Source organism: Pandoraea pneumonica, from assembly GCF_049918595.1.
In the GTDB taxonomy this organism is placed as follows: domain Bacteria; phylum Pseudomonadota; class Gammaproteobacteria; order Burkholderiales; family Burkholderiaceae; genus Pandoraea; species Pandoraea pneumonica_A.
Genome location: NZ_JBNCRZ010000006.1, coordinates 162,497 through 183,450, shown reverse-complemented (window position 1 = coordinate 183,450; position 20,954 = coordinate 162,497). Strand labels below are relative to the sequence as shown.

General features: G+C 62.7%; 22 protein-coding genes. 13 read left to right on the top strand and 9 right to left on the bottom strand.

Translation table 11 applies throughout. The features are described from left to right. The first annotated feature begins 48 nt into the window (after positions 1-48). Entirely contained in the window at positions 49-900 is an 852-nt protein-coding gene (locus ACPWR9_RS22650) for a MipA/OmpV family protein (protein ID WP_426300926.1), read from the top strand. Between the two features lie 52 nt (positions 901-952). Beyond that, positions 953-2,059, top strand: a complete 1,107-nt coding sequence (locus ACPWR9_RS22645; protein ID WP_426300924.1) for an SDR family oxidoreductase — start codon at positions 953-955, stop codon at positions 2,057-2,059. A gap of 93 nt (positions 2,060-2,152) precedes the next feature. Here ACPWR9_RS22645 and ACPWR9_RS22640 read toward each other — a convergent pair whose 3' ends face one another. From ACPWR9_RS22640 to ACPWR9_RS22630, 3 genes are all read right to left on the bottom strand, one after another. Continuing rightward, positions 2,153-3,055, bottom strand: a complete 903-nt coding sequence (locus ACPWR9_RS22640) for a LysR family transcriptional regulator (protein WP_426300922.1) — start codon at positions 3,053-3,055, stop codon at positions 2,153-2,155. Between the two features lie 72 nt (positions 3,056-3,127). Beyond that, a complete protein-coding gene (locus ACPWR9_RS22635) occupies positions 3,128-4,060 on the bottom strand; it encodes a carbohydrate kinase family protein (RefSeq protein ID WP_426300920.1) in 933 nt (310 codons plus the stop codon). A 64-nt stretch (positions 4,061-4,124) separates the two neighbouring features. Further along, positions 4,125-4,895 carry a sulfite exporter TauE/SafE family protein gene (locus tag ACPWR9_RS22630; protein WP_426300918.1) on the bottom strand — a complete coding sequence of 257 codons (771 nt, stop codon included), beginning with the start codon at positions 4,893-4,895 and terminating at the stop codon, positions 4,125-4,127. Positions 4,896-5,022: 127 nt separating this feature from the next. Here ACPWR9_RS22630 and ACPWR9_RS22625 point away from each other — a divergent pair, with 127 nt between their 5' ends. Both ACPWR9_RS22625 and ACPWR9_RS22620 read left to right on the top strand, forming a co-directional pair. Beyond that, the gene (locus ACPWR9_RS22625) at positions 5,023-5,949 is read left to right on the top strand and encodes a LysR family transcriptional regulator (RefSeq protein WP_426300916.1); all 927 of its coding nucleotides are present in this window, start codon (positions 5,023-5,025) and stop codon (positions 5,947-5,949) included. A 259-nt stretch (positions 5,950-6,208) separates the two neighbouring features. After that, entirely contained in the window at positions 6,209-7,621 is a 1,413-nt protein-coding gene (locus ACPWR9_RS22620) for a methyl-accepting chemotaxis protein (RefSeq protein WP_426300914.1), read from the top strand. Between the two features lie 122 nt (positions 7,622-7,743). On the opposite strand, the gene ACPWR9_RS22615 is transcribed toward ACPWR9_RS22620, so the two are convergent. The 5 genes from ACPWR9_RS22615 to ACPWR9_RS22595 form a co-directional block, all read right to left on the bottom strand. Beyond that, complete coding sequence (locus tag ACPWR9_RS22615; RefSeq protein ID WP_426300912.1) at positions 7,744-8,052, bottom strand: hypothetical protein; 309 nt, start codon at positions 8,050-8,052, stop codon at positions 7,744-7,746. A gap of 565 nt (positions 8,053-8,617) precedes the next feature. Next, complete coding sequence (locus tag ACPWR9_RS22610; RefSeq protein WP_426300910.1) at positions 8,618-9,199, bottom strand: hypothetical protein; 582 nt, start codon at positions 9,197-9,199, stop codon at positions 8,618-8,620. Positions 9,200-9,241: 42 nt separating this feature from the next. Next, complete coding sequence (locus ACPWR9_RS22605; protein ID WP_084656361.1) at positions 9,242-9,379, bottom strand: entericidin A/B family lipoprotein; 138 nt, start codon at positions 9,377-9,379, stop codon at positions 9,242-9,244. A 140-nt stretch (positions 9,380-9,519) separates the two neighbouring features. Continuing rightward, complete coding sequence (locus ACPWR9_RS22600; RefSeq protein ID WP_426300908.1) at positions 9,520-9,726, bottom strand: CsbD family protein; 207 nt, start codon at positions 9,724-9,726, stop codon at positions 9,520-9,522. A gap of 219 nt (positions 9,727-9,945) precedes the next feature. Next, on the bottom strand, positions 9,946-11,427 hold the full coding sequence (locus ACPWR9_RS22595) for a CHASE3 domain-containing protein (protein WP_426300906.1): 1,482 nt from the start codon (positions 11,425-11,427) through the stop codon (positions 9,946-9,948). Positions 11,428-11,660: 233 nt separating this feature from the next. On the opposite strand from ACPWR9_RS22595, the gene ACPWR9_RS22590 reads away from it, so the two are divergent. From ACPWR9_RS22590 to ACPWR9_RS22550, 9 genes are all read left to right on the top strand, one after another. Continuing rightward, positions 11,661-11,837: a DUF1328 family protein gene (locus ACPWR9_RS22590; protein ID WP_042114863.1), complete on the top strand. Its 177-nt coding sequence runs from the start codon at positions 11,661-11,663 to the stop codon at positions 11,835-11,837. 104 nt (positions 11,838-11,941) lie between these two features. After that, positions 11,942-12,103, top strand: a complete 162-nt coding sequence (locus ACPWR9_RS22585) for a DUF1328 domain-containing protein (protein ID WP_039374862.1) — start codon at positions 11,942-11,944, stop codon at positions 12,101-12,103. Between the two features lie 154 nt (positions 12,104-12,257). Beyond that, complete coding sequence (locus ACPWR9_RS22580) at positions 12,258-12,815, top strand: ferritin-like domain-containing protein (protein WP_426301049.1); 558 nt, start codon at positions 12,258-12,260, stop codon at positions 12,813-12,815. Positions 12,816-12,878: 63 nt separating this feature from the next. Then, positions 12,879-13,520: a response regulator gene (locus ACPWR9_RS22575; protein WP_150681842.1), complete on the top strand. Its 642-nt coding sequence runs from the start codon at positions 12,879-12,881 to the stop codon at positions 13,518-13,520. Between the two features lie 12 nt (positions 13,521-13,532). Then, entirely contained in the window at positions 13,533-13,964 is a 432-nt protein-coding gene (locus ACPWR9_RS22570) for a response regulator (RefSeq protein ID WP_426300904.1), read from the top strand. Between the two features lie 157 nt (positions 13,965-14,121). After that, complete coding sequence (locus tag ACPWR9_RS22565; protein ID WP_150681844.1) at positions 14,122-15,156, top strand: methionine ABC transporter ATP-binding protein; 1,035 nt, start codon at positions 14,122-14,124, stop codon at positions 15,154-15,156. After that, positions 15,146-15,799 carry a methionine ABC transporter permease gene (locus ACPWR9_RS22560; protein WP_150681845.1) on the top strand — a complete coding sequence of 218 codons (654 nt, stop codon included), beginning with the start codon at positions 15,146-15,148 and terminating at the stop codon, positions 15,797-15,799. The genes ACPWR9_RS22565 and ACPWR9_RS22560 overlap by 11 nt, the downstream gene beginning before the upstream one ends. A 68-nt stretch (positions 15,800-15,867) precedes the next feature. Further along, positions 15,868-16,680, top strand: a complete 813-nt coding sequence (locus ACPWR9_RS22555) for a MetQ/NlpA family ABC transporter substrate-binding protein (protein ID WP_426300902.1) — start codon at positions 15,868-15,870, stop codon at positions 16,678-16,680. Between the two features lie 414 nt (positions 16,681-17,094). After that, positions 17,095-19,008: a GGDEF domain-containing protein gene (locus ACPWR9_RS22550; protein WP_426300900.1), complete on the top strand. Its 1,914-nt coding sequence runs from the start codon at positions 17,095-17,097 to the stop codon at positions 19,006-19,008. Between the two features lie 81 nt (positions 19,009-19,089). Here the strand turns inward: ACPWR9_RS22550 and ACPWR9_RS22545 are convergent, their stop codons facing one another. Next, positions 19,090-20,706 carry an APC family permease gene (locus tag ACPWR9_RS22545; RefSeq protein WP_150681848.1) on the bottom strand — a complete coding sequence of 539 codons (1,617 nt, stop codon included), beginning with the start codon at positions 20,704-20,706 and terminating at the stop codon, positions 19,090-19,092. Positions 20,707-20,954 lie beyond the last annotated feature (248 nt).

The following is a 20,954-nucleotide window of genomic DNA, read 5'->3' as shown; positions in this document are numbered from 1 at the left end:
TTCGTCCAACGCGCCGATTGCAACCTTCCAATAATTTGTAGGAGTCCCATGAAAAACCGCCTTCTTCCCCGGGTTGCCGCGCTGAGCGCCGCAGGTGTCGTGTTTGCCGGTGTCGCGCCGCAGGCGTTTGCCGTCGATCCGTCGCGCTACAGCGGCATTCAACCCGATGCGAGCCTGCCCACGCAGGCACCGGAAAGCGGTTACGAATTCACCATCGGCGGCGGTGTCGGTTACTCGCCGCGTTACATGGGTAGCAACGAATACCGCGTGACTCCGGCGCTAAACCTGGCGCTGCAAACCCCGTACGGCGTGTTCGTGGGGCTGGGCGGTATCGGTTACCGGCTGCCGCTGCCCGCCGGGTTCTTCCTGTCGGCGGCGCTGTCGTACGACGGCGGCCGTAAAGACCAGAAGAAAGGGCTGGATTCCGGCTCGGACAAGCTGCGTGGCATGGGCGACGTCAAAGGCTCGGTGTTCACGACGTTGCAGGCGGGCTACGCCATCGGCGATCTGGCGGTGGTGAGTGTCGCCACTGACATCCCGCTCACGAACCGCGATCGCGGCAATGTCTATCGCTTCTCGGTGGATAGCGTCGTGTACAAGTCGGCCGTCGATTCGGTGGGCGTGAGTGCCACGGCCCACTTTGCCAGCGGCAAGTATGCGCAAACGTATTTCGGCGTGACGGCCAATCAAAGCCTGAACTCGGGCTATCGGCAGTACTCGGCTGGCGGCGGCCTGTACGGCGTGAGCCTGACGGCGAACTGGACCCACAAATTCACCAAGCACTGGAGCACTACGGTTGCCGGCGGCCTGATTCGCTACACCGGCAATGCATCGAAGAGTCCCATTGTGTTTAACAAGACCAACTATCAGGTCGCCACCACGCTCGACTACACGTTCTAACGACGTGGTGCGGCGCGGCGGGCCTGTTTCTTAGTATTGCGAGGCAATAGCCATGCGAATTCTCGTCACCGGCAGTACCGGTTTTGTGGGCGGCGCGGTCGTCGCTCAACTTCTCAAGGACGGCTTCGGGCCGTCGCTGTTGCTGCTCGTGCGCGCGCGCACCAGCGCCGACGGACTCGCACGGGTGCGCGCCGCGATGGACCGTTTTCGTGTCGCGCCCGTCCACCGGCTCTCGCTCACGGAAGCGAACATCGTGTGTGGCGATCTGGCGCAGCCGATCTCGTTCGACGACGATCCTCGCATGCGCCGCGTTACGCACGTGATTCATGCGGGCGCGATTGCCTCGTTTTCCGCGCATCCGCAACTCGATGCGGTGAACGTCGAAGGCACGCTGGCGCTCGCGCGGGCGGTGGCGGCGTCACCGGTGCTGGAGCGCTTCGTGCATGTGGGCACGGCCATGGCGTGCGGCGATGCGTTGTCCGGCGTGGTGAAGGAATCGCACGATCTGGCGCGCGCCGATCATCAGTTGGTGCCGTACACGGCGTCGAAGGCCGAGGCCGAGATGCGGCTGCGGCGCGATTGGCCCGGGCTGCCGCTGGTGGTCGCGCGGCCGTCGATTGTCGTGGGCCACACCCAACTCGGCTGCGAGCCGTCGGGCAGCATCTTCTGGATGTTCCGCATGGTGCAGTTGCTGGGCGCTTTCACGTGCGGGCTCGATGACCGGCTCGACGTGGTGCCTGTCGACTTCTGTGCCGACGCGCTGATCGATCTGGCGTTTTTGCCGCGCTTGCGTCACGACCTGTATCACGTGTCGGCGGGTCAATCGTCGACGCGCACCATTCGCGAGATCGAAGCGGCGCTCGCCAGAGCGCGGGGCGTGGCGCCGTTGGGCGAACGTTTCCGTCATATCGGCGACGCAGAGATCGAACGGCTGACACCGGCGCTTTCGCGCCAGCTCGGCACGGGCAATGGCCGGTTGATGGCCAAGGCGCTGCGCCGCTACGGCGCGTTTGCCGCGCTCGACTACGTGTTCGACAACCACCGTTTGCTGGGCGAAGGCACGTCGCCGCCGCCGCCCGTGACCGATTACCTCGATGTTTGCGTGCGCTCGTCGGCAGCCACTTCGGTGGCCGAGCAGATGGCGTGGGATTTCAAGTGAGTCCCGATGGAGGACGGGATGGGCGGCGCGCCAGTCCGGTTCGCTAGCTGCGCGGTGTGCGACGTACGATGGGGTCGTCGCATCCGTTCAGCATCACGCGGCCGGGCTGGCGGCGTCTGCCGCAAAGCATTGCGCGAGAAAGCGCTCGGTCGGACGGCTGAGCGCCTCCGCGTGCGGCACCAGCGCCGTGAGCAGGCGCTTGAGGCCGTGCGGGGGATCGATGCGCACGGATCTGAGCGCGGCATCCTCATGTCGCATCGACATTGCAGAGACGAAGCCGATGCCCATACCGGCGCGCACGGCCTCTTTAATACTCTCCACACCCGCTAGCTCAAGGGCGACGCGCGGCTCCAGTCCCGAGACCGAGAACGCACGTGCGACAAGTGCGCGCACGCCGGAGCCCGGCTCGCGCAAGATCAGTGGATATTCGGCGATGCTTTGCAACGATGCGCCGCCGGGAAGGTGGGCCAGCGGGTGATCGGCCCTTGCAATGGCCACGACTTCGTCGTCGCGCCATGGCCGCACGGCCACGTCCGGCGACAAGCCGGGCGGCACCGCGCCTTCAATGAAGGCCACATCCAGACTGTCGAGCTGCGCCACGATCTCGCTCGTGTTGCCGTCGATGATGTGCAGGGCGACCGCCGGATAGCGTTGGTGGAATTCGGCGATGACGTACGGCAGCAGATAGCTGGCGGGCGTGGTGCTCGCGCCGATGCGCAGCGCGCCCGTTTCCAGTCCGCGTAGGCTGTCGCGCAGCGCTAGCGCCTGACGGTAGTCCTGACGCAGCTTGTTCGCGTACGCCGCGACTTGCTCGCCCACGGCAGTGAGCCGAATACCGCGCCCATCGCGGCGGTACAACGGCTCGCCGAACGATTCCTGCAATAAGCGCAACTGCCCGGAGACGGCCGGTTGCGACAGATGCAAGGCCTCGGCGGCATGGCTGATGTTGCCCAGTTCGGCCACCGTCGCGAAGGTCAGTAATTGGTCCGGCGTCATCGTGAATTCATCGGAAATGGTGATGATTGGTCGTCATCATAGCCATTTTTTCGATGGTCGGTGCGTCGAGGATCAGGTGAGGGCGGGTGGCTGGGCAACGAGTGCTTGCACTTCATCCCATGACGGTGCGTGCGCGCCAGTCCGAGTGCAAGCCAATGCTGCGGCGGCGGCCGCATGCTGAAGATGGGTGGAGAGAGGCGCTTTCGGTGCGCGCGACAAGCTGGCCAGCCAGCCACCGATGGCGGCGTCGCCCGCGCCGACGGTGTCGGCCACGGCGATGCGGTAAGCCGGTTGCGTGAGTTCGAGACCATCGGACGTGAACAAGCGCATGCCGTGCTCGCCGTCGGTGAGCAGTAACGTGGCTTGAGGTGCGACGCGACGGACTTCGTCCAGTGCAGCACCGTCGGCAAGCGCGGGATACAACGCGCGCAGGTCTTCGACGGACAACTTGAGCCACGTGGCGAGCCGCGCGACGCGGGCAAACGTCGCGAGGTAATCCGGGCCCATCAAATTGCGCAGATTCGGGTCGAAGCTGATCGCGACGCCTCGCGCGTGCAGTTGTTCGGCCAGGTCGATGAGGACGCTGGCGAGCGGTTCGCGCACGAGGCTGATACAGCCGAAATGCGCGACACGGGCTGCGTCTTGCCAGCCCGCTGGCAGCGAATGCGGATCGAAGGCGAGATCGGCGGCACCCTCACCGAGGAAGAAATAGGCAGGCGGATCGTGCCGATGGACAACCGCCAGCAAGGGAGGGCGATCCACCGGCTGGAGATATCGGGCGTCGAGGCCTGACGCTTCGGACAGGGCCAGCAGTTCGGTGCCGAACGGCGCGTGCGTGCTGATGGCACCGCCGTAGCCGGTCGGCACGCCCATCGCTGCCGTGACGCGAGCCACGTTCCAGCACGCGCCACCCGCACGGCTCACCCATTGGCGGCCATCGCCGGACGGTTGACGAATCAGATCGGTCAGCGCCTCGCCAAAGACGAGCAGAGCGGGCAGGGGCATGGCAGACATATCGAATGCAGGAGGACAGTGGCCGTCAGCATACCTGCGATACCTGCTGTGCGAGTTACTTGCCGTGCACCAGCAGCGCCACACCCGCCGCGAGCACCACGAGATTCACCACTTTCACGAACTGGGCGCGCGACAGATGGAGCGTGACGCGCTTGCCCAACCACATGCCGATCACCATCGCCGGGACAAGCGTGAGCGTCGTTATCAGCATCGGCAAATCGGCATAGACACCCGCAATCAGGAACATCACGGCGCGCGCCAGCGTGCTGAACCCGATCAGCGTGGCTTGCGTGACGCGCATCGATTCCACACGCTCGAGGCGGCTGGTCAGGTAGATCGCGTAAATGAAGCCGCCGCTGCCGAACATCGCGCTGAACACACCGCCCACCGTGCCGAACAGGATCGCCCATTTTTGAGAGAGCCGAGATTTGGCGCGCGGGCCGATCAGCGCGAAGACCGAGTAGCCGCAGACAAACCATGCGAGCGCGCGCAACAACGTCTCGGGGCGAAGGTGTAGCAGTAGTGCCGCACCCGCGAGGCTGCCGATAAGCATCGCGGGCAGGAGCCGACGCAATTCGCCTGTGTCAGCGGCGCGTGCATTGCGCACCACGTTGCCCGAAGCGGCGCTGAAGTCGAGCAACGCAAGCATCGGCACGATCTGCGCTACCGGCAGCGTGTAGGCCAGCACTGGACTGGCGACAAGCGCTGTGCCGAAGCCCGCGATGCCGAAGATGAGGTAAGCGACGACAAGGGCGGCACTCATCAACAGCCATGCATGGAGCGTGGGGAGTGCGCCCACGAGGGCATCGAACAGAGGGGACGGCATAGAAAGGTCAGTGTGGAAGGCTGCGGGTGGAGCAGGCGGCAAGATGTCCTGCGCTTTGCCTCAGCATAGGGCCGCGGTGCTGCACTGCGCCAATATAGAATGTGGCGATGTTCGATCTCGAAACGGCATGACCATGGTCTCGCTGCGGCAGTTGCGGTATTTCCTCGAAGTGGTGGACGCGGGCGGCTTTAGTGCGGCGGCCGAGCGGCTGTTCGTCGCACAGTCGGCGTTGAGTCGGCAGATCTCCGAGCTTGAGCGCGAGTTGCAGGCGGTGCTGCTGGAGCGCTCGTCCAAGGGCGTGTCGCTCACGCCCGCCGGTCGCACGTTTGTCGACGAGGCGCGCCGTGTGCTGACGGAGCTTGAAGGATCGGTGGCGCTCACCCGCAGCGTCGCGCGCGGCGAGCAGGGCACCGTGCGGCTCGCGCACTCCACGTCGGTGCCATTCGCGGGCGACCTGCCTGCGGCATTGCATGCGCACTTGTCTGTCAATGCGGGCGTCAGTGTCGAGATATCGACGTTGTCGTCCGAGCAGCAGCAAGACGAAATCGAAGCTGGCCGTATCGACCTCGGGCTGGTGCGCCTGCCCGTCCTGAGACCAGCACCGTCGCTGATTTGCGAGCGCATTGCCATCGAACGCTTATTGCTCTTGGTGCCTGCCGGGCACGCACTGGCGGGGGAGACGTCTGTGCGGGTGGCGGCGCTTGCTGACACGCCATTTGTATCGATTCCGCATCGCGAACGCGGCGGGTTGAGCTACCGAGTAGCCCAGTTGTGTCAGCAACACGGGTTCTTTCCCCGGGCGGCGGCGGCGACCTCGCGCAAGATCGCCCTCATCAATCTAGTGGCGGCAGGGTTCGGTGTGGCGATCGTGCCCGAGAGTCTGGCTGCGATGGCTGGCCCCGCCGTGTGCCGGGTCACGCTCGACGACCCGCATGCCGTGTGCGAAGTCGCTTTGCTGCGCCGCCGCGACGCGGGGGCGCTGGCTGTGGCGCTGGGCGAGGCGCTCAAACTTGCGTTATCGCAATCGATGGCGGACTTCGTGCGCGTGCAGTAAGTCCCGCGTAAGGCGTGCATGAGAGGGTGCCCCATAAAGTGCGAAAAGCACGCGGGGCAGGCCTGCAAACCGGCAGCGACAGTGTCGAAATGCCGCTTGCGCAAAGCGAAGAAACCCTCAAGTCGGCCGTTTTTTCTCCCGTTATACTTTTCGACACATCAGCTTGGGCGTGAACGCCTGTCAGGCGTTTTTTTGCATGCAAAGCAGCGTGCTTGCGCCCTCGCCATAAAAATCAGATCAGAGATGCGAGGAGACGACGATGGGGCTATTCACGCGCCGCGGGGCAGCCGCGCACACCGTCACAATCATGAGCGAGGTGGCCGACAGTGCCGGCACCCTCGGCATCGAGCTGTGCGATATCGCCGGTAACGTCGACGAGATCGCCGTGCGCATCAAGCGGCAGGCCGAGGTGTTCCAAGAGCTTCAACGCGCTGCCGCCGATACCAGCGAGGGAAATCAACGCATCGCAGTGGCCGCGCGCGAGGCGCGCGACGTCGCCGATCGCGCGAGTGCCGAGATTGCCGCGTCGCGCAGCACGGCCGACGCCTCGCTTGCTTCCATTCACGGATTGGTCGAAGGCGTGTCGGGCATGGCCGGTGAAATTGCCGGGTTGCGCGACGCGCTCGAGCACGTGGGCAAGGTGGCCGAGGGCATCTCGGTCATTGCGCGCCAGACCAATCTGCTTGCGCTTAACGCTGCGATTGAAGCGGCGCGGGCCGGTGCGGCGGGGCGCAGCTTCGCCGTGGTAGCCACCGAAGTCAAACAACTGGCGAGCAAGACATCTGAGGCGACGCAGCAAATCGAACAAACGCTGGCAGCGCTCGCCGAGCGCACGCAACGTCTCATGCGTGAGAGCAACACGAACGTGGCACGCGCGAACGAAGCCCGTGAAGGCACGCGCGCGATCGCCAGCGTGATCGAGACGGCGGGCACCGCGCTCGACACGTTCGACCGTCAGGCAGGGCAGATTGCGCAAGTGAGCGAAGCCATCGAGAACGAATGTGGCACGCTGGTGGCGCACGTCGATGAAATGGCCGATGGCGTCGCGCATTCTGCCGAGCATGTCGAAAGCGCGCGCGAGCGGATCAATGGTTTGCTGTCGGTCTCGGAGCATCTGATCGGGCTGATTGCCGAAGCGGATGTTGAAACTGAAGACACGCCGTTTATTCGCGCGGTGCGGCGTGCAGCTAAGCAGGTCGGCGAGACCTTCGAGGCGGCGCTCGCCAAGGGCAAGATCAGCGAGCAGGAGCTCTTCGACCGTCGCTACGAACCCATTCCGGGATCGAACCCACAACAGCTGATGGCAAGCTTCACGCGCTTTACCGACGAGACCTTGCCGACGATTCAAGAGCCGTTGCTCTCGCTGAGCGAGCGCATCGCCTTTTGTGCGGCGGTCGACGAGAACGGCTACCTGCCGACGCACAATCGCAAATTCTCGCAGTCACCAACGAACGACCCCGTGTGGAATGCCGCACATTGCCGTAATCGGCGATTGTTCAACGACCGCACTGGTGCGGCGGCTGGGCGCAACACGAAACCGCTGCTGTTGCAGACGTATCGGCGCGATATGGGGGGCGGCGAGTTTGTGGTGATGAAAGACGCGTCGGCACCGATCTATGTGAATGGCCGTCACTGGGGTGGCTTCCGGATTGCGTATCGCGTAGTGGCTTAAGCGGGTCGAGATTTCGTACGATGCGGGCACAAAAAACGCGCCGCTGATGACAACATCAGCGGCGCGTTTTCTGTTGAGCGGGGGAGGATTGGGCTATGCCCGGCGTGCTCCCCGTTCATCGATCAATAGCGGTACCACTGGCCGTGACGCCAGTAACCGTGACCGTACGGGCGGCCATAGTACGGACGGCCGTAGTAGACCGGTGCCGGAGCGACGTAGACCGGCGGCGGGCCGTAGTAGGCCGGGGCCGGCGCCACATACACGGGCGGGGGCGGGGCCACATAGACCGGCGGCGGCGCATAAACAGGACCCGGCACCACCAGCGGCACACCGATGCCGATACCCACCGAGACGTGTGCCTGCGCAGTCCCGATCGCACCCGCGGCGAGCGCGATTCCTGCGATGGCAAGGGCGGCAAACTTGGCTTTCATGATATTTCTCCTGCGGACTTGGCAGCGTACTGATGACAGCGCCCGGACGGCACCATGCCGACCGACTCGCCGGGTGCCCGCCGGCACCTTGGGTTCGTCAGATTCCTTGGCTTAACTTTACTGAAGTTCCGGAACGCGAGTGCTGCGCAATTGTTGCAAAGTATGCGCATTTGCACGGTGTGGGGAACGTTCGGGCGTGGATAAGCGGCCGCCAAACGTGTGAATCAGGCCCCCATTCTATTCAGAATCAACGGTTTGCGCTCGTTTCGGTTGACGGCAAACGGTGCCGCAGCGGCGAGAAACCGGTGATGGGCGCCGGGCACTTGTTACATTCATTTACATGGCCGGGCGTGCCTGTGGCGCAAAAACAGCGGCGGATGCCGCTTGCGCGACATCCGCCTGCCGTCGGTGTCCCCACCTGCCGGGCGTGCTGTGCTCGCTACTTTCGTGCGGCACCGCGCGCGCTCTGGGACACCCTCTCCTCCCTGCTAAACCGGGCGCGGCACCGCCGCGGGTTGGGTACTGCTGGGGTACTGCTGGGGTACTGCTGTCGTCTACGATCTTGTTATTGATTGAAGCGAACCTTGGCGTCGGCCACGCAAGCATCCTTGCTGGCGCCGGTCATGCTGTCGCAGCGTTCCACGGCAGCCTTGTACTGGGCCTTGTTCGCGTCGGCATTGGCGTCCTGACGGGCGGCCTGCGTGTCCTTGGACGATTCGCGGCTCGTGCGCATCACTTTGGCGTCGCCATAAGCCTTGGTTTTGGCCGCGTCGGCGTCCTTCACGCAGACATCCTTCTCATTGCCCTTGTTGTCGTTGCAGCGCAGCTTGGCGACGCCGTAGTCGGCATCGGCCTTGGCAATGGCGGCGTCGTAGCGGGCCTTCGGCGTGTTCTCGTAGTCGGCTTCGGCGTTCGCCTTGGCAACCTTCTCGTTACCCTTGGCGTTCTCGACGCAGACCTTCTTGGCGTTGTCCTTCATGTCCTCGCAACGCGCGAGCGCAGCCTTATAGTCGGCCTCGGCCGATTTCTGCGAAGCGTCGTAGCGGTCTTTGGCCGCCGCGTCGGCGGCGTTGGCCGAGGCGGCGCCAAAGGCGCCCGCGGCCAAGATTGCACAGGTCAGCCAGTTCAGAGCGAGTCGTTGTTGCATGTCTATGTCCTCCAGTGAACGAGCGGATGTCGGTCGTTGCGGTTACTTGTTGCGGTCGGCGGCACCCTGGATGGCTTCACCACCCTTTTCGATGTCCGTGCCCGCACCATGGACGGTGTTGCAGCCAGCAAGCCCCAGCGCGAAGCCGGAGAGCAGAGCGATAGCGATCAGTCGTTTCATTTGAGTTCTCCTTGAGAGATAGCGATAGCGGCGGCTTGGTTTGACCTAGGCAAGCTAGGCGGTGTGAAGTCTCGGGTGTCGATCAGCACGACCGGCACGACCGGCGCGCCCGCCTCCCGGCGGACGCCACCAGCGCGTGCTTACCAGAGCTTGTGTTCCTTGTTCCAGGTGTCGACTTCGCGCTCGGCGTCGGCCTTTTCCTTGCCGTAGCGCTCTTGAATCACACCCACGAACTTGTCGCGGTTGCCTTCAATTTTGAGCAGGTCGTCGTCGGTGACCTTGCCCCACTGCTTCTTGGCTTCGCCCTTCAGTTGGTTCCACTTGCCCTTGATCTGATCCGAATTCATGACAACTCCTTCTGGGTTGAGATGGGGGTACTCCGTGGTACTGACCGCAGCGTTAGCATCGTTCCGGTCGCCCGGTTCGATGCCGCATGCCATTGCACTGAAGCAATGACCGCGGTTGCCGCCCGGTGTGGCGGCGGGTGATTCCATGGTAGGGAGTGCCAATCGTTCGCGCTGTCAGCGGGTCTTGCGTCGCGCTGTAGGCGGAGTCGGGTAGCGCTGTCAGCGCATTCCCACGGGGGCGGGCGGGGTGTTGTCGGTCCGGTCGCTGGACGATTCGGACGCGGGGGGCTGCTTTGCGGGAGTGGCGGGATTTGTGGGATTCGTGGCGTCGGTGGGGCCGGCGGGCACGGCAGGATCGGTGATGTCGAGCACGTCGGCCGGCGGGCACAACGGCATGACCACTTGAATCTCGGTACCAATGCGCGCAGGCAACGAATGGATGTCGATGCGTCCACCTCGGGCCGAGACACGCTGACGCATGCCGAACAACCCGTGTGTCTTGGGTTTGTTGAATTGGTCGGGGGTGAGGCCGATACCGTTGTCGATGACTTCGAGGCGCACGCGCTGGTCGTCGTAGGCGAGCGCCACGCGCACGGTCGTCGCGCGCGCGTATTTCCCTGCGTTCGTGAGGGCTTCCTGCGCTACGCGGAACAGCGCGATCGCCGTGGCTTCCGGCAAGGCGAAGTCCTCTTCGGGAAGATCGAGGTCGAGCTTCCAATGTTGTTGATCGGCCGCCTCTTCGGCGAGTGAGCGCAACGCCGTCACCAGACCGAAGTTGATGAGCACGGTGGGGCGCAGATTCTCGATGATGCGACGCTTGATCTGAATGCCGGAATCGAGATTGCGCTGCGCACGCGCGAGTTTTTCGGCAATCACGGTGTCGGTGTTGCGCAGCTTGTGATGCGCCCACGTCACGTCCATCTTGCACGCGGTGAGAATCGCACCGAGCTCGTCGTGCAACTCGCGCGACAGACGCGTTTTCTCGTCTTCGCTCACGTTCTGCAAGTGGGTTGCCAACTCGTCGAGCTGCTCGGTGCGCTCGCGCACGAGGCGGTCGAGGTGGGCCTGCTGTTCGTGCAGTTGATCGCGTGCGAGTTGTTCCTGACGCATCTGTCGGCCAAGCGTGCGAAACAGCAAGATGAACAGCAGGATGGTGAGCACCGAGAGTGCACCCGCACTCACGGCCGAGATCGCTTGATCGAAGCGTCCGTCGTCCTGAGCCGTGCGTGCCCGCGCAAGTTCGCGGTTGTACAAGTCGGTGATGGCGTTCTGAACCGGTTCCATCGTGCCGAAGCCGAGGTTGTTCGGCGTGAGCGCTTCGTCGAGATTCATCTCGCCCTGCTTGAGCGCCGATCGCGCGGTTTCCATCGCGGTGATGCGCTGCGAGAAGAGCGTCATGACGTCGGCGAATTCGCGCGCGGCCGACGTGTCGTTCACATCTTCATAGTGCTGGATGATGAGCGCGGCCAAATCGCGAATGCGGCGCACGGACGACAAATACGGATCGAGATAGATCGGGTTGTTGGTGAGCAGATAACCCCGTTGGCTGGCCACGACGGTGGAGGTGCGCGCAATGATCTCGTTGAGCTCGTTGGCGGCGGTCATCGCTTGCAGTGCCGTCTCGTAGGTGGATGCGAGCCGACGGTGCGCAGATTCCAGCCCGATCAGGCTGCCGACCGTGATGACGATCGCAGCGATCATGGCGATGATCCAGCTTCGGCGACGCAACCAGGACGTGAACAGACGGGGCATTGAAGGGCCAATGGAAGGTAGGGGGCGCTTCGATCATAAGTCGAAAATCGCCCCATAACGCGAAATGTCAGCTAATTCCTACGCAAAAACCAGCGCCACCCGGGCAGTCCTGAACGCGGCGTTTTTCTACCATACATTCAGCGCCGAACGTTTTAAGTGATGGGTAAAACAAGGAGAACGCTATGTTGAAGTGGGCTTTGTTGTTCGCACTGATCTCGATTGTGGCAGGCCTGTTGGGCTTCACAGGGATTGCCGCAGGTGCGGCCGGGATCGCCAAGATTCTCTTCGTGCTGTTCCTGGTGCTGTTCGTGATCTTCCTGCTGCTCGGCCTGACCGTCGCCAAGAAGATCGTCGACTAGACGGTGCTGCCGGAGCCACCCATCGCGGTGGCTCGGGTGGCCAGGAATAAGTTGCCAATGCTGTCAATGCGGGTCTGGGCCGTCATTTTTGCAAGGAGCTAGCGATGCTTCACTACGCCGTCGTGTTTTTCGTGATCGCGCTGATCGCCGCGGTGTTCGGCTTCACCGGTATTGCCGCCGGCGCCGCCGAAATCGCCAAGATTCTGTTCTTTATTTTCCTCGTGATCTTTTTGGTCACGCTGCTCTTTGGGGTGGTTCGACGATAGCTGCGCACGGCCTGTGCCGGGGGATCGATAGGCTTCACACCATCGGCCCCCGTGCGCGGCCAGCCCCGTCCCCACAACACAACCGCAGGAGAATTCGCTCATGCATACCGCCAAGCACGCCAAGCAACACGCCAAGACTTCGGGCAAGCACGCGATGAAAGGCAACGGTCATAGCGCTCATGCCGGTGAGGATTTCGAGATCGATGTCCGTGCCTTGCGCGAGCGTGCCCGTGAACACCTCGACGACGGCGCCGTGACGGAAGACTATCGTGCCGATCGCGACGCGGTCGTGCAGATGCTCAACGATGCGCTCGCCACTGAGCTGGTGTGCGTGCTGCGCTACAAGCGCCACCATTTCATGGCCACCGGCATTCACGCCGAGCCGGTCGCCGCAGAATTTGCCGAGCATGCGGCCCAGGAGCAGGATCACGCAGACCGCATCGCGACGCGTATCGTGCAGCTGGGCGGCGAGCCGGATTTTGCCCCGGACAGTCTTTCTGCGCGCAGCCACGCGGAATATGTCACGGGCAGCAGCCTGCGCGAGATGATTCGTGAGAATCTCGTCGCAGAACGGATCGCGATTGAGAGTTACCGCGAGATGATTCATTATTTGGGCGACCGGGATACCACGACGCGTCGTATGCTCGAGGAAATTCTGGCCGTTGAAGAAGAGCATGCCGACGATATGCGCGACTTGCTCGACCGGGAGTGAAGGTCATGGCGAACGCACCGAAGGGTAGCGACCGGACCGATGGGGACAGTCTCTGGAGCTTAGATGTCACTGACAATAAAAATTCTGATTGCCGACGACCACGCCATCGTTCGCACCGGCTTCAAGCAATTCATCGCGGACGAGTCGGACATGGAAGTGTTGGGCGAGGCAGCGAGCGGCGACGAAGTGATTCGTGCCGTGCGCGATACAGCATTCGATGTCGTGCTGTTGGATATCGCCATGCCTGATAAGAACGGTATCGACACCCTGCGCGTGATCAAGCAACTGCGGCCGCAGCAGGGGGTGCTGTTCTTGTCGACGTATCCGGAAGCGCAGTACGCAGTGAATCTGCTGCGCGCCGGTGCTAATGGCTATCTGATGAAAGATGCCGCCCCCGAGGAGATCATCCGCGCGATTCGCACGGTGGCGCGCGGCCACCGTTATGTGAGCGAAGTCACCGCGGATTTGCTCGCGCAGAAGCTCGACCAGCCCATCGACGAGCCGATGCACGAGCAACTCTCCGAGCGCGAGTTTCAGGTGTTCTGCAAACTCGCCCAGGGGCGCACCCCGACCGAAATCGCGGAGGAACTGCATTTGTCAGTGAAAACCGTGAGCACGTATCGCGCGCGCGTGCTCGAAAAGATGCATTTGAAAACCAATGCCGATCTGACGCTCTACGCGCTCAAGAACGGTCTGATCAGTTGATGAGAGGCAGTTATGTCAACCGGGAAGGCGACAACGCTCACGGGGTCCCGCTCTCCCCTTAAGGTGCTGTTGATCGAGGACTCTGCGGTCATTCGCGAGAGCCTGTCCGAAGCCCTCGGTTCGTCCGGGATGCTCGAGGTGACAGGCGTCGCGGAAACCGCCGACGACGCGGTGCGCACGCTTAAGGAGGATTCTTTCGACGCAGTGATCGTCGATATCCAACTGCGGCGCGGCTCGGGGATGGATGTGCTGTCCTACCTGCACGACGCCGGCCTTCTGCCGCATCTGATGGCGATCGTGCTTACCAATTACGCACTGGCCACCTACCGCAAGCGGTGCCAGCAGCTCGGTGTGCAGTATTTCTTCGATAAATCGCTCGAATTCGACCGCGTGATCGAGGTGCTAGACGATTTCGCGACGGGACGTCAGGCGTCCGCGACGTAATTTCCTAAAGCTTCTGTCGATTTCCCATATAAAGGGATCAAATTTTATTATTTTCAACTATTTAGATGCATGGGCTAAAATATCGCCTTTGCGCTAAATACCGGGTCAACGGCGGCGCACTGCGAGAGGTTTTGGCAGTGAGCTGCTATTTTTTTGCATGATCGAACTCCAGAACATTACCCAGCGCTTCGCTGGGCCCAAGGGGCCGATCGACGCGCTCTCCAATATCAGCCTGTCGATCGAGCGCGGCGAAGTTTTCGGCATCATCGGCCGAAGCGGCGCCGGCAAGAGCACGCTCGTGCGTGTGATTAACCTGCTCAACCGTCCGAGCGACGGCAGCGTTCGTGTCGAAGGGCAGGATCTGACGGCCTTGTCGTCCGATGAACTGCGTAAGGCACGCCGCCGCATCGGCATGATCTTCCAGCATTTCAATTTGCTCAGCTCGCGCACGGTGTACGACAACGTCGCGCTGCCGCTGGAGCTGGCGGGCCTGCCCGCGGCGGAAATTCGCGCGAAGGTGCTGCCGCTGCTCGAACTCGTGGGCCTGACCGCGCAGAAGGATCGCTATCCCGCGCAGATTTCCGGTGGCCAGAAGCAGCGCGTGGGCATTGCCCGTGCGCTCGCCAGCGAGCCGCAAGTGCTGCTCTCCGACGAAGCCACCTCGGCCCTCGATCCGGAAACCACGCGCTCGATTCTCGAGTTGCTCAAGCGTATTAACCGCGAACTCGGCCTGACCATCGTGCTGATCACCCACCAGATGGAAGTGATCAAGCAGGTGTGCGACCGCGTGGCCGTGCTCGACGCCGGTCGTGTGGTCGAACAGGGCCGCGTGATCGATGTGTTCCTGCGCCCGCGTCATGAAGTGACGCGCGCCATGATCGGCGATGTCATTGCGCAGGAATTGCCGCCCGGCGTGCGCGAGCGTATCGCATCGCGTATCGGCAATGGGCACGATCATTTGTACCGGCTCGCATTCTCGGGGGCAGGCGTCGATCAGCCGCTGCTCTCGGAAGCGATTCGCCGCTACGAGCTCGATTTCAATATCCTGCATGGCCAGATCGACGAGATCCAAGGGCAAGCATTTGGATCGCTCGCCGTGATGGCGGGCGGCACCCCGGCCCGTGTGGCCGAAGCCATGGCGTTCCTCGCCAGTCAAGGCGTCGTTGTCGAGGAGATGAGCCATGTGGAGTGAAATGTTCGACCTGTTTGTCTCGTCGTTCTGGGAAACGATCATCATGGTCGGCATCTCGGGCCTGATCGGGGCTGTCGTCGGCGTGCCGCTGGGCGTGCTGCTGTACCTGACCGATCGCAATGGCGTGCTGCAAAACCTGCCGACCAATCGCATCGTCGGCATTATCGTCAACGCCGTGCGCTCGACGCCGTTCATCATCTTGCTGGTCGCCGTGATTCCGTTCACGCGCCTGATCGTCGGCTCGTCGATCGGCACGATGGCGGCCGTGGTGCCGCTGACCATCGCCGCGGCACCGTTCGTCGCGCGTCTGGTCGAAACCGCGCTGCGTGAAGTCGACCGTGGGCTGATCGAGGCCGCGCAATCGATGGGCGCGACCACCGGCCAAATCGTCATGAAGGTGCTGTTGCCCGAGGCGCTGCCCGGTATCGTCGCGGGCCTGACCATCACGTTCGTGAGCCTGGTCGGTTATTCGGCCATGGCCGGTGCCATCGGCGGCGGCGGGCTGGGCGATCTTGGGATTCGCTACGGCTATCAACGTTTCCTGCCCGAAGTGATGATCACGGTGGTGTTGATCCTGATCGTCTTCGTGCAACTGGTGCAGACGTTCGGCGACTGGTTGGTGCGCCGTCTGAGCCATAAGTAAGTTCGGTTTTCATTTATAAAAACGTCGCCGGCGAACCGGCACTCACACACACACGCGAGGTTTTTCTCATGCAACGTCGTACGCTTTTCAAGCTGCTGGCCGGTGTCGGTGCCGCCACGGTTTTCGCCACGCAATTCGCCGCACCGGCCGCCGCTGCCGATGCCGTCAACCTGAAGGTCGGTGTGACGGGCGGACCGCACGCGCAGATTTTCGATGAAGTGAAGAAGGTCGCGGCCAAAGACGGCCTCAACCTCAAGGTCATCGAGTTCAGCGATTACGTGCAGCCGAACGCCGCCCTGTCGTCGGGCGACCTGGACGTGAACAGCTACCAGCACCAGCCGTATCTCGACGCGCAAGTGAAGGACCGCGGCTACAAGCTCGTGTCGATCGCCAAGACGGTGATCTTCCCGATGGGCGTGTATTCGAAGAAGATCAAGTCGCTGGCCGACCTGAAGGCGGGCGCGAAGGTGTCGCTGCCGAACGATCCGACCAACGGCGGCCGCGCGCTGCTGTTGCTGCAAAAGAACGGCCTCATCAAGCTGCGCCCGGACGCCGGTCTGAAGGCGACGCCGATCGATGTGATCGAGAACCCGAAGAAGCTGAAGTTCGTGGAACTGGATGCCGCCCAACTGCCGCGCTCGCTTGACGACGTGGATGTGGCTGTCATCAACACCAACTTCGCCATGGAAGCCGGTTTGAATCCGAAGCGTGATGCGATCGCCATCGAAGATGCCAATGGCCCGTACTCGAACGTGCTCGTCGTGCGCGCCGCCGACAAGGACAAGCCGTGGGTGGCCAAGCTGATCAAGGCCTACCATTCGCCGGAAGTGAAGGCGTTCATCGAGCAGAAGTTTGGCGGCTCGGTTGTGACGGCCTGGTAAGTCGGGTTGCATCGAGCGAGCGGCAAACGCTAGCGAGATTTCCCGAAACGGCAGCGCTTCACCGCGCTGCCGTTTTTTTTCGTCTGGACGAAGGCAATCGATGCGATGGGCTGACGGCGCATCGCCTGCCGCGGCGTGTGTGGCAATTCCGACACTGTCATGGTTTTGTCAAATTGCAGGGATAGCCTGTTAAACAACTAAAAGAGGGTGCCTGCGGGCGCCGTCACAAGACGCGGACATGGGCCTGAGAGCAGCGACCGCGAGCGTTGTACGGGGACCGGGTGAGAACGCCCATGGCATGCCATGGCGCAACGTCTCGCCCTCGGTGCGCAGGGGCGCACGATGCGACATGCCCGCACGACGCAATGCTGTTGGCATGACGCTCGCGCACCGCACCGACTTACGGAGTACCAGTTGAACCGTCCCCCGCCTGTTGCGATTCGTCCGTCGGAGCGCCTCAGTGCGTCCGCGACATCGCTCGATGCCTCTCCCGTTGGCGTTTCCGCAGCTGCGGCGGCGCTGGCCTCACTCTCCACCTACGATGAGCCCGACGAAGGCGTGATGCTCGCGCAACTGTGCGAGGGTATCGGGCTCACTTGCGTGTTTCAGCCGATTCTCGACTTCCGCACGTCGAGCGTCGCCGGTTACGAAGGGCTGGTGCGCGGCCCGGCGGGCACGTCGATTCATTCACCGCTGGCGCTGTTTGCCGCAGCGCGCCGCCATGGGTTGAGCGGCCCGCTAGAGTTGGCGTGCCGTCGCACGGTGCTGCGCGGCTTCGTCGATCAAGACTTGCCCGAGCGCCTGTTCCTGAACATTGGCCCGGTCACGCGCGCGCAACCCGGCGGCGGTGTGGTCGAATCGCTCGGCCTCGACGAAACGTTTGCGATGCTGCAATCGTTTCATCTACCTCCCGAGCGCGTCGTGCTCGAACTCACCGAACACGCGCCCACACTCGATATTGCAAGTACGCGCGCTTCGCTCGCCGCGTACCGGGCGCTGGGCTTCGAAGTGGCACTCGACGATATGGGCGAGGGCTATGCCAGCTTGCGATTGTGGTCGGAGCTGCGCCCCGATTACGTCAAGATCGACCGGCATTTCGTCGATGGCATCGATAGCGATACGGTCAAGCTTCAGTTCGTGCGCTCGATGCGCCAGATTGCCGAGACGAGCGGCACGCGCGTGATTGCCGAAGGTATCGAACACGCCGAAGAGCTTCAGGTGGTGCGCGATCTCGGGATCTTCCTCGGGCAAGGTTATTTCATTGCGCGTCCCGAAGCGCAGCCGCAGCGCGCCATCACGACGAATGTGCAAGACGTCGTGAACGAGCGCCGCGCGTATGTGCATCAGCAGCCGAGTCAACTCGGTGCGGGCAATGTCACGCTGGAGCGCATTGCTTCCTACGTGGCACCTGTCTCGCCGGACACGCGCAGTGAAGATGTCGTGGCGCGCTTCGAGAGCGATCCGGCATTGGAAGTGCTGCCGGTGGTGGAGCGCGATCGAGCGGTTGGGTTGATTGGGCGGGCGTCGTTGATTGGCCGGTTTGCGCGACCGTTCACCCGCGAGTTGTATGGCCGTAAGCCGTGTTCGGCGGTGATGGAACCGCGTCCGCTCACGTTCGACAAAGCGGCGCGCGTGGAAGATTTGAGCCGCATGATTGCCGAAGGGGCCAGTCGTCAGATCACGGCGGGCTTCATCGTGACCGATCAAGGGCGCTACTTCGGTGTCGCGCAGGGGCATGCACTCATGCGCCATATCACCGACATGCAACTCGATGCGGCACGTTACGCCAATCCGCTGACGCTGCTGCCGGGCAACGTGCCCATCGACGACTATATGGATCGCATGATCGGTGAGCGCCAGTCGTTTCATGCGTGCTACGTCGATCTGGATAACTTCAAGCCGTTCAACGATGTGTTCGGCTATCGGCGTGGCGACGATCTGATCCAGTTGGTGGCGCGCGTGTTGATGGCGGTGCGTAACCCCGAGCGCGATTTTCTCGGGCATATCGGCGGCGACGATTTTCTGATTCTGTTCCGCAGCCCTGATTGGGAAGCGCGTTGCCGAGAAGCGCTGACGCGCTTCGGTGAAGCCGTCTCGGAGTATTTCCACCCGGATCAGATTGCTGCGGGCGGCTTCGAAGCGGAGGACCGGCGCGGCATGGTGATTTTTCATCCGATCACGAGTTTGTCGATCGGGGTGGTGGCGGTGACGCCCGAGAGTTTTCCGTCGCACGTGGAAGTCTCCGCCGCCGCCGCCGATGCCAAGAAGATGGCCAAGCGTGCGCTCGGCAATAGCCTGTTTATTGAGCGCAGACGCGCACATCGGTGAACGCACTGGACAAAAAAAGCCCGCCGGTTGGCGGGCTTTTTCGTTGCGGTGCGGATCGTTTAGATCGTTTGCCTCACGGCTTTAGTGCGAGAGCGCAGGCATGCCATCCATGCTCGCGGCATCTTGTTCGCGCTCTTCTTCCAGATACGGGGTGCGCCAACCGGCACGCACGCCCCAGTGATAGAACGCGAGCGAGAACACGCCGACGATGACCATGTCCCAGCCGTACGGCAGCACGCCGAGGCCACCGAATTCTTTACTGCCGATGTACGAGAGCAGTGCCATGACCGGCAGATAACCGATGAGCCACCATGACGCCTTGAGGTCGTGCCCGAAGCCCTTCCACTTGTCTTTCGCCTGATAGTAGAAGTACACGGGCAGCGCGACGACGACCAGCACGATGATCTGGCCGGTCAACGGCCAACGGGCCCAGTACAGAATCAGCGAAGCGCACACGAAGGCGAACGGCGCGATGATCGACAGCCCCGGCAGACGCAGCGGACGATGCAGGTCCGGTGCGGCATGACGCAGCGCCATTACGCTGATCGGGCCCGTCAGGTACGAGATGACGGTAGCGACCGAAATCACGGCGGCGAGCGAGTCCCAGCCGCGGAAGAAGAACATGAACACGAACGAGATGGCGAGGTTGAACCACATCGCCGGACGCGGCACGCCATAGAGCGGATGCACGCGGCCGAAGATTGCGGGCATCGTGCGGTTGCGCTCCATCGCATAAATCATGCGGCTGGTCGTTGCCATGTACGTGGTGCCGGTGCCGCTCGGGCTCAGGAACGCGTCGAAGTAGAGCACGATCGCCAGCCAGTTCAGGCCGAGGGCAATCGCCAGTTCGGCGAACGGCGAGCTGAAGCTCACCATCTGCCAGCCACCCTTGAGGTGCTCGGGCGTGAGGGCGCCGATGTAAGCGACTTGCAGCAGCAAGTAGATGACGGTGGCGAGCAGGATCGAGCCGACCACGGCGAACGGGATGCTGCGGCCCGGGTCGCGCGCTTCACCGGCCAGATTCACTGGGCTTTGGAACCCGTTGAACGCGAACACGATGCCCGAGGTGGCCACTGCGGTCAGGACGGCGGACATGCCGTTCGGCGCGAAGCCGCCATGTTCGGCGAGCGTGAAGTTGCCCGGATGAAAACCGGCGACGATCAGCCCGGCGATGGTCAGCGCCGGGATCGCGAACTTGAACAGCGTGATAGCCGTGTTGGCGCGCGCGAAAAGCTTCACGCCCCAGTAGTTCAGCATGAAGTACACGATCACGAGCAGGGCCGAGAGCAGCAGGCCGCTGGTGGTGAGCGTGCCGTCGACGAACAACTGGTGGGCCCAGTCGTACGGCCACGTGCTCATATATTGGATCGAAGCCTCGGCTTCAATCGGAATGACCGAGACGATGGCGATCCAGTTGGCCCACGCAGCGATAAAGCCGACGAGACTACCGTGCGAATAACGCGAGTAACGCACCATGCCGCCCGACTCGGGGAACATGGCGCCGAGTTCGGCGTAGGTCAATGCAATGGCCAGAATGACGACGGCGCCGATGATCCACGCCAGCAGAGCCGCCGGGCCAGCGATCTTTGCCGCTTTCCAGGCACCGAACAACCAGCCGGAGCCGATGATCGAGCCAAGACCCGTCAACATCAGGGCGAACGGCCCGATGTTGCGCATGAGGGATGGGTTGTTATCCATTCGATGTCTTCTCCACGCCCGGGGGGAATAACGCGCGGGGGCCGATGAGGGCGGCGTGACGCGCTACGCGAGGGCGGACAATTGGGGTCGGAGTCGCGGTTTCGCGAAAAAAAGCGCGATTCTACCCGAGCCCGTCCCACTCTGTGGGACTTTGTAACACTTTGGACATTGCCGTCCGATGCACGATATTGCGCGAAAATGCGTGCAAGCCAGCGATGACGCGGTTCTCAGAGCGGGACAGTGCGTAT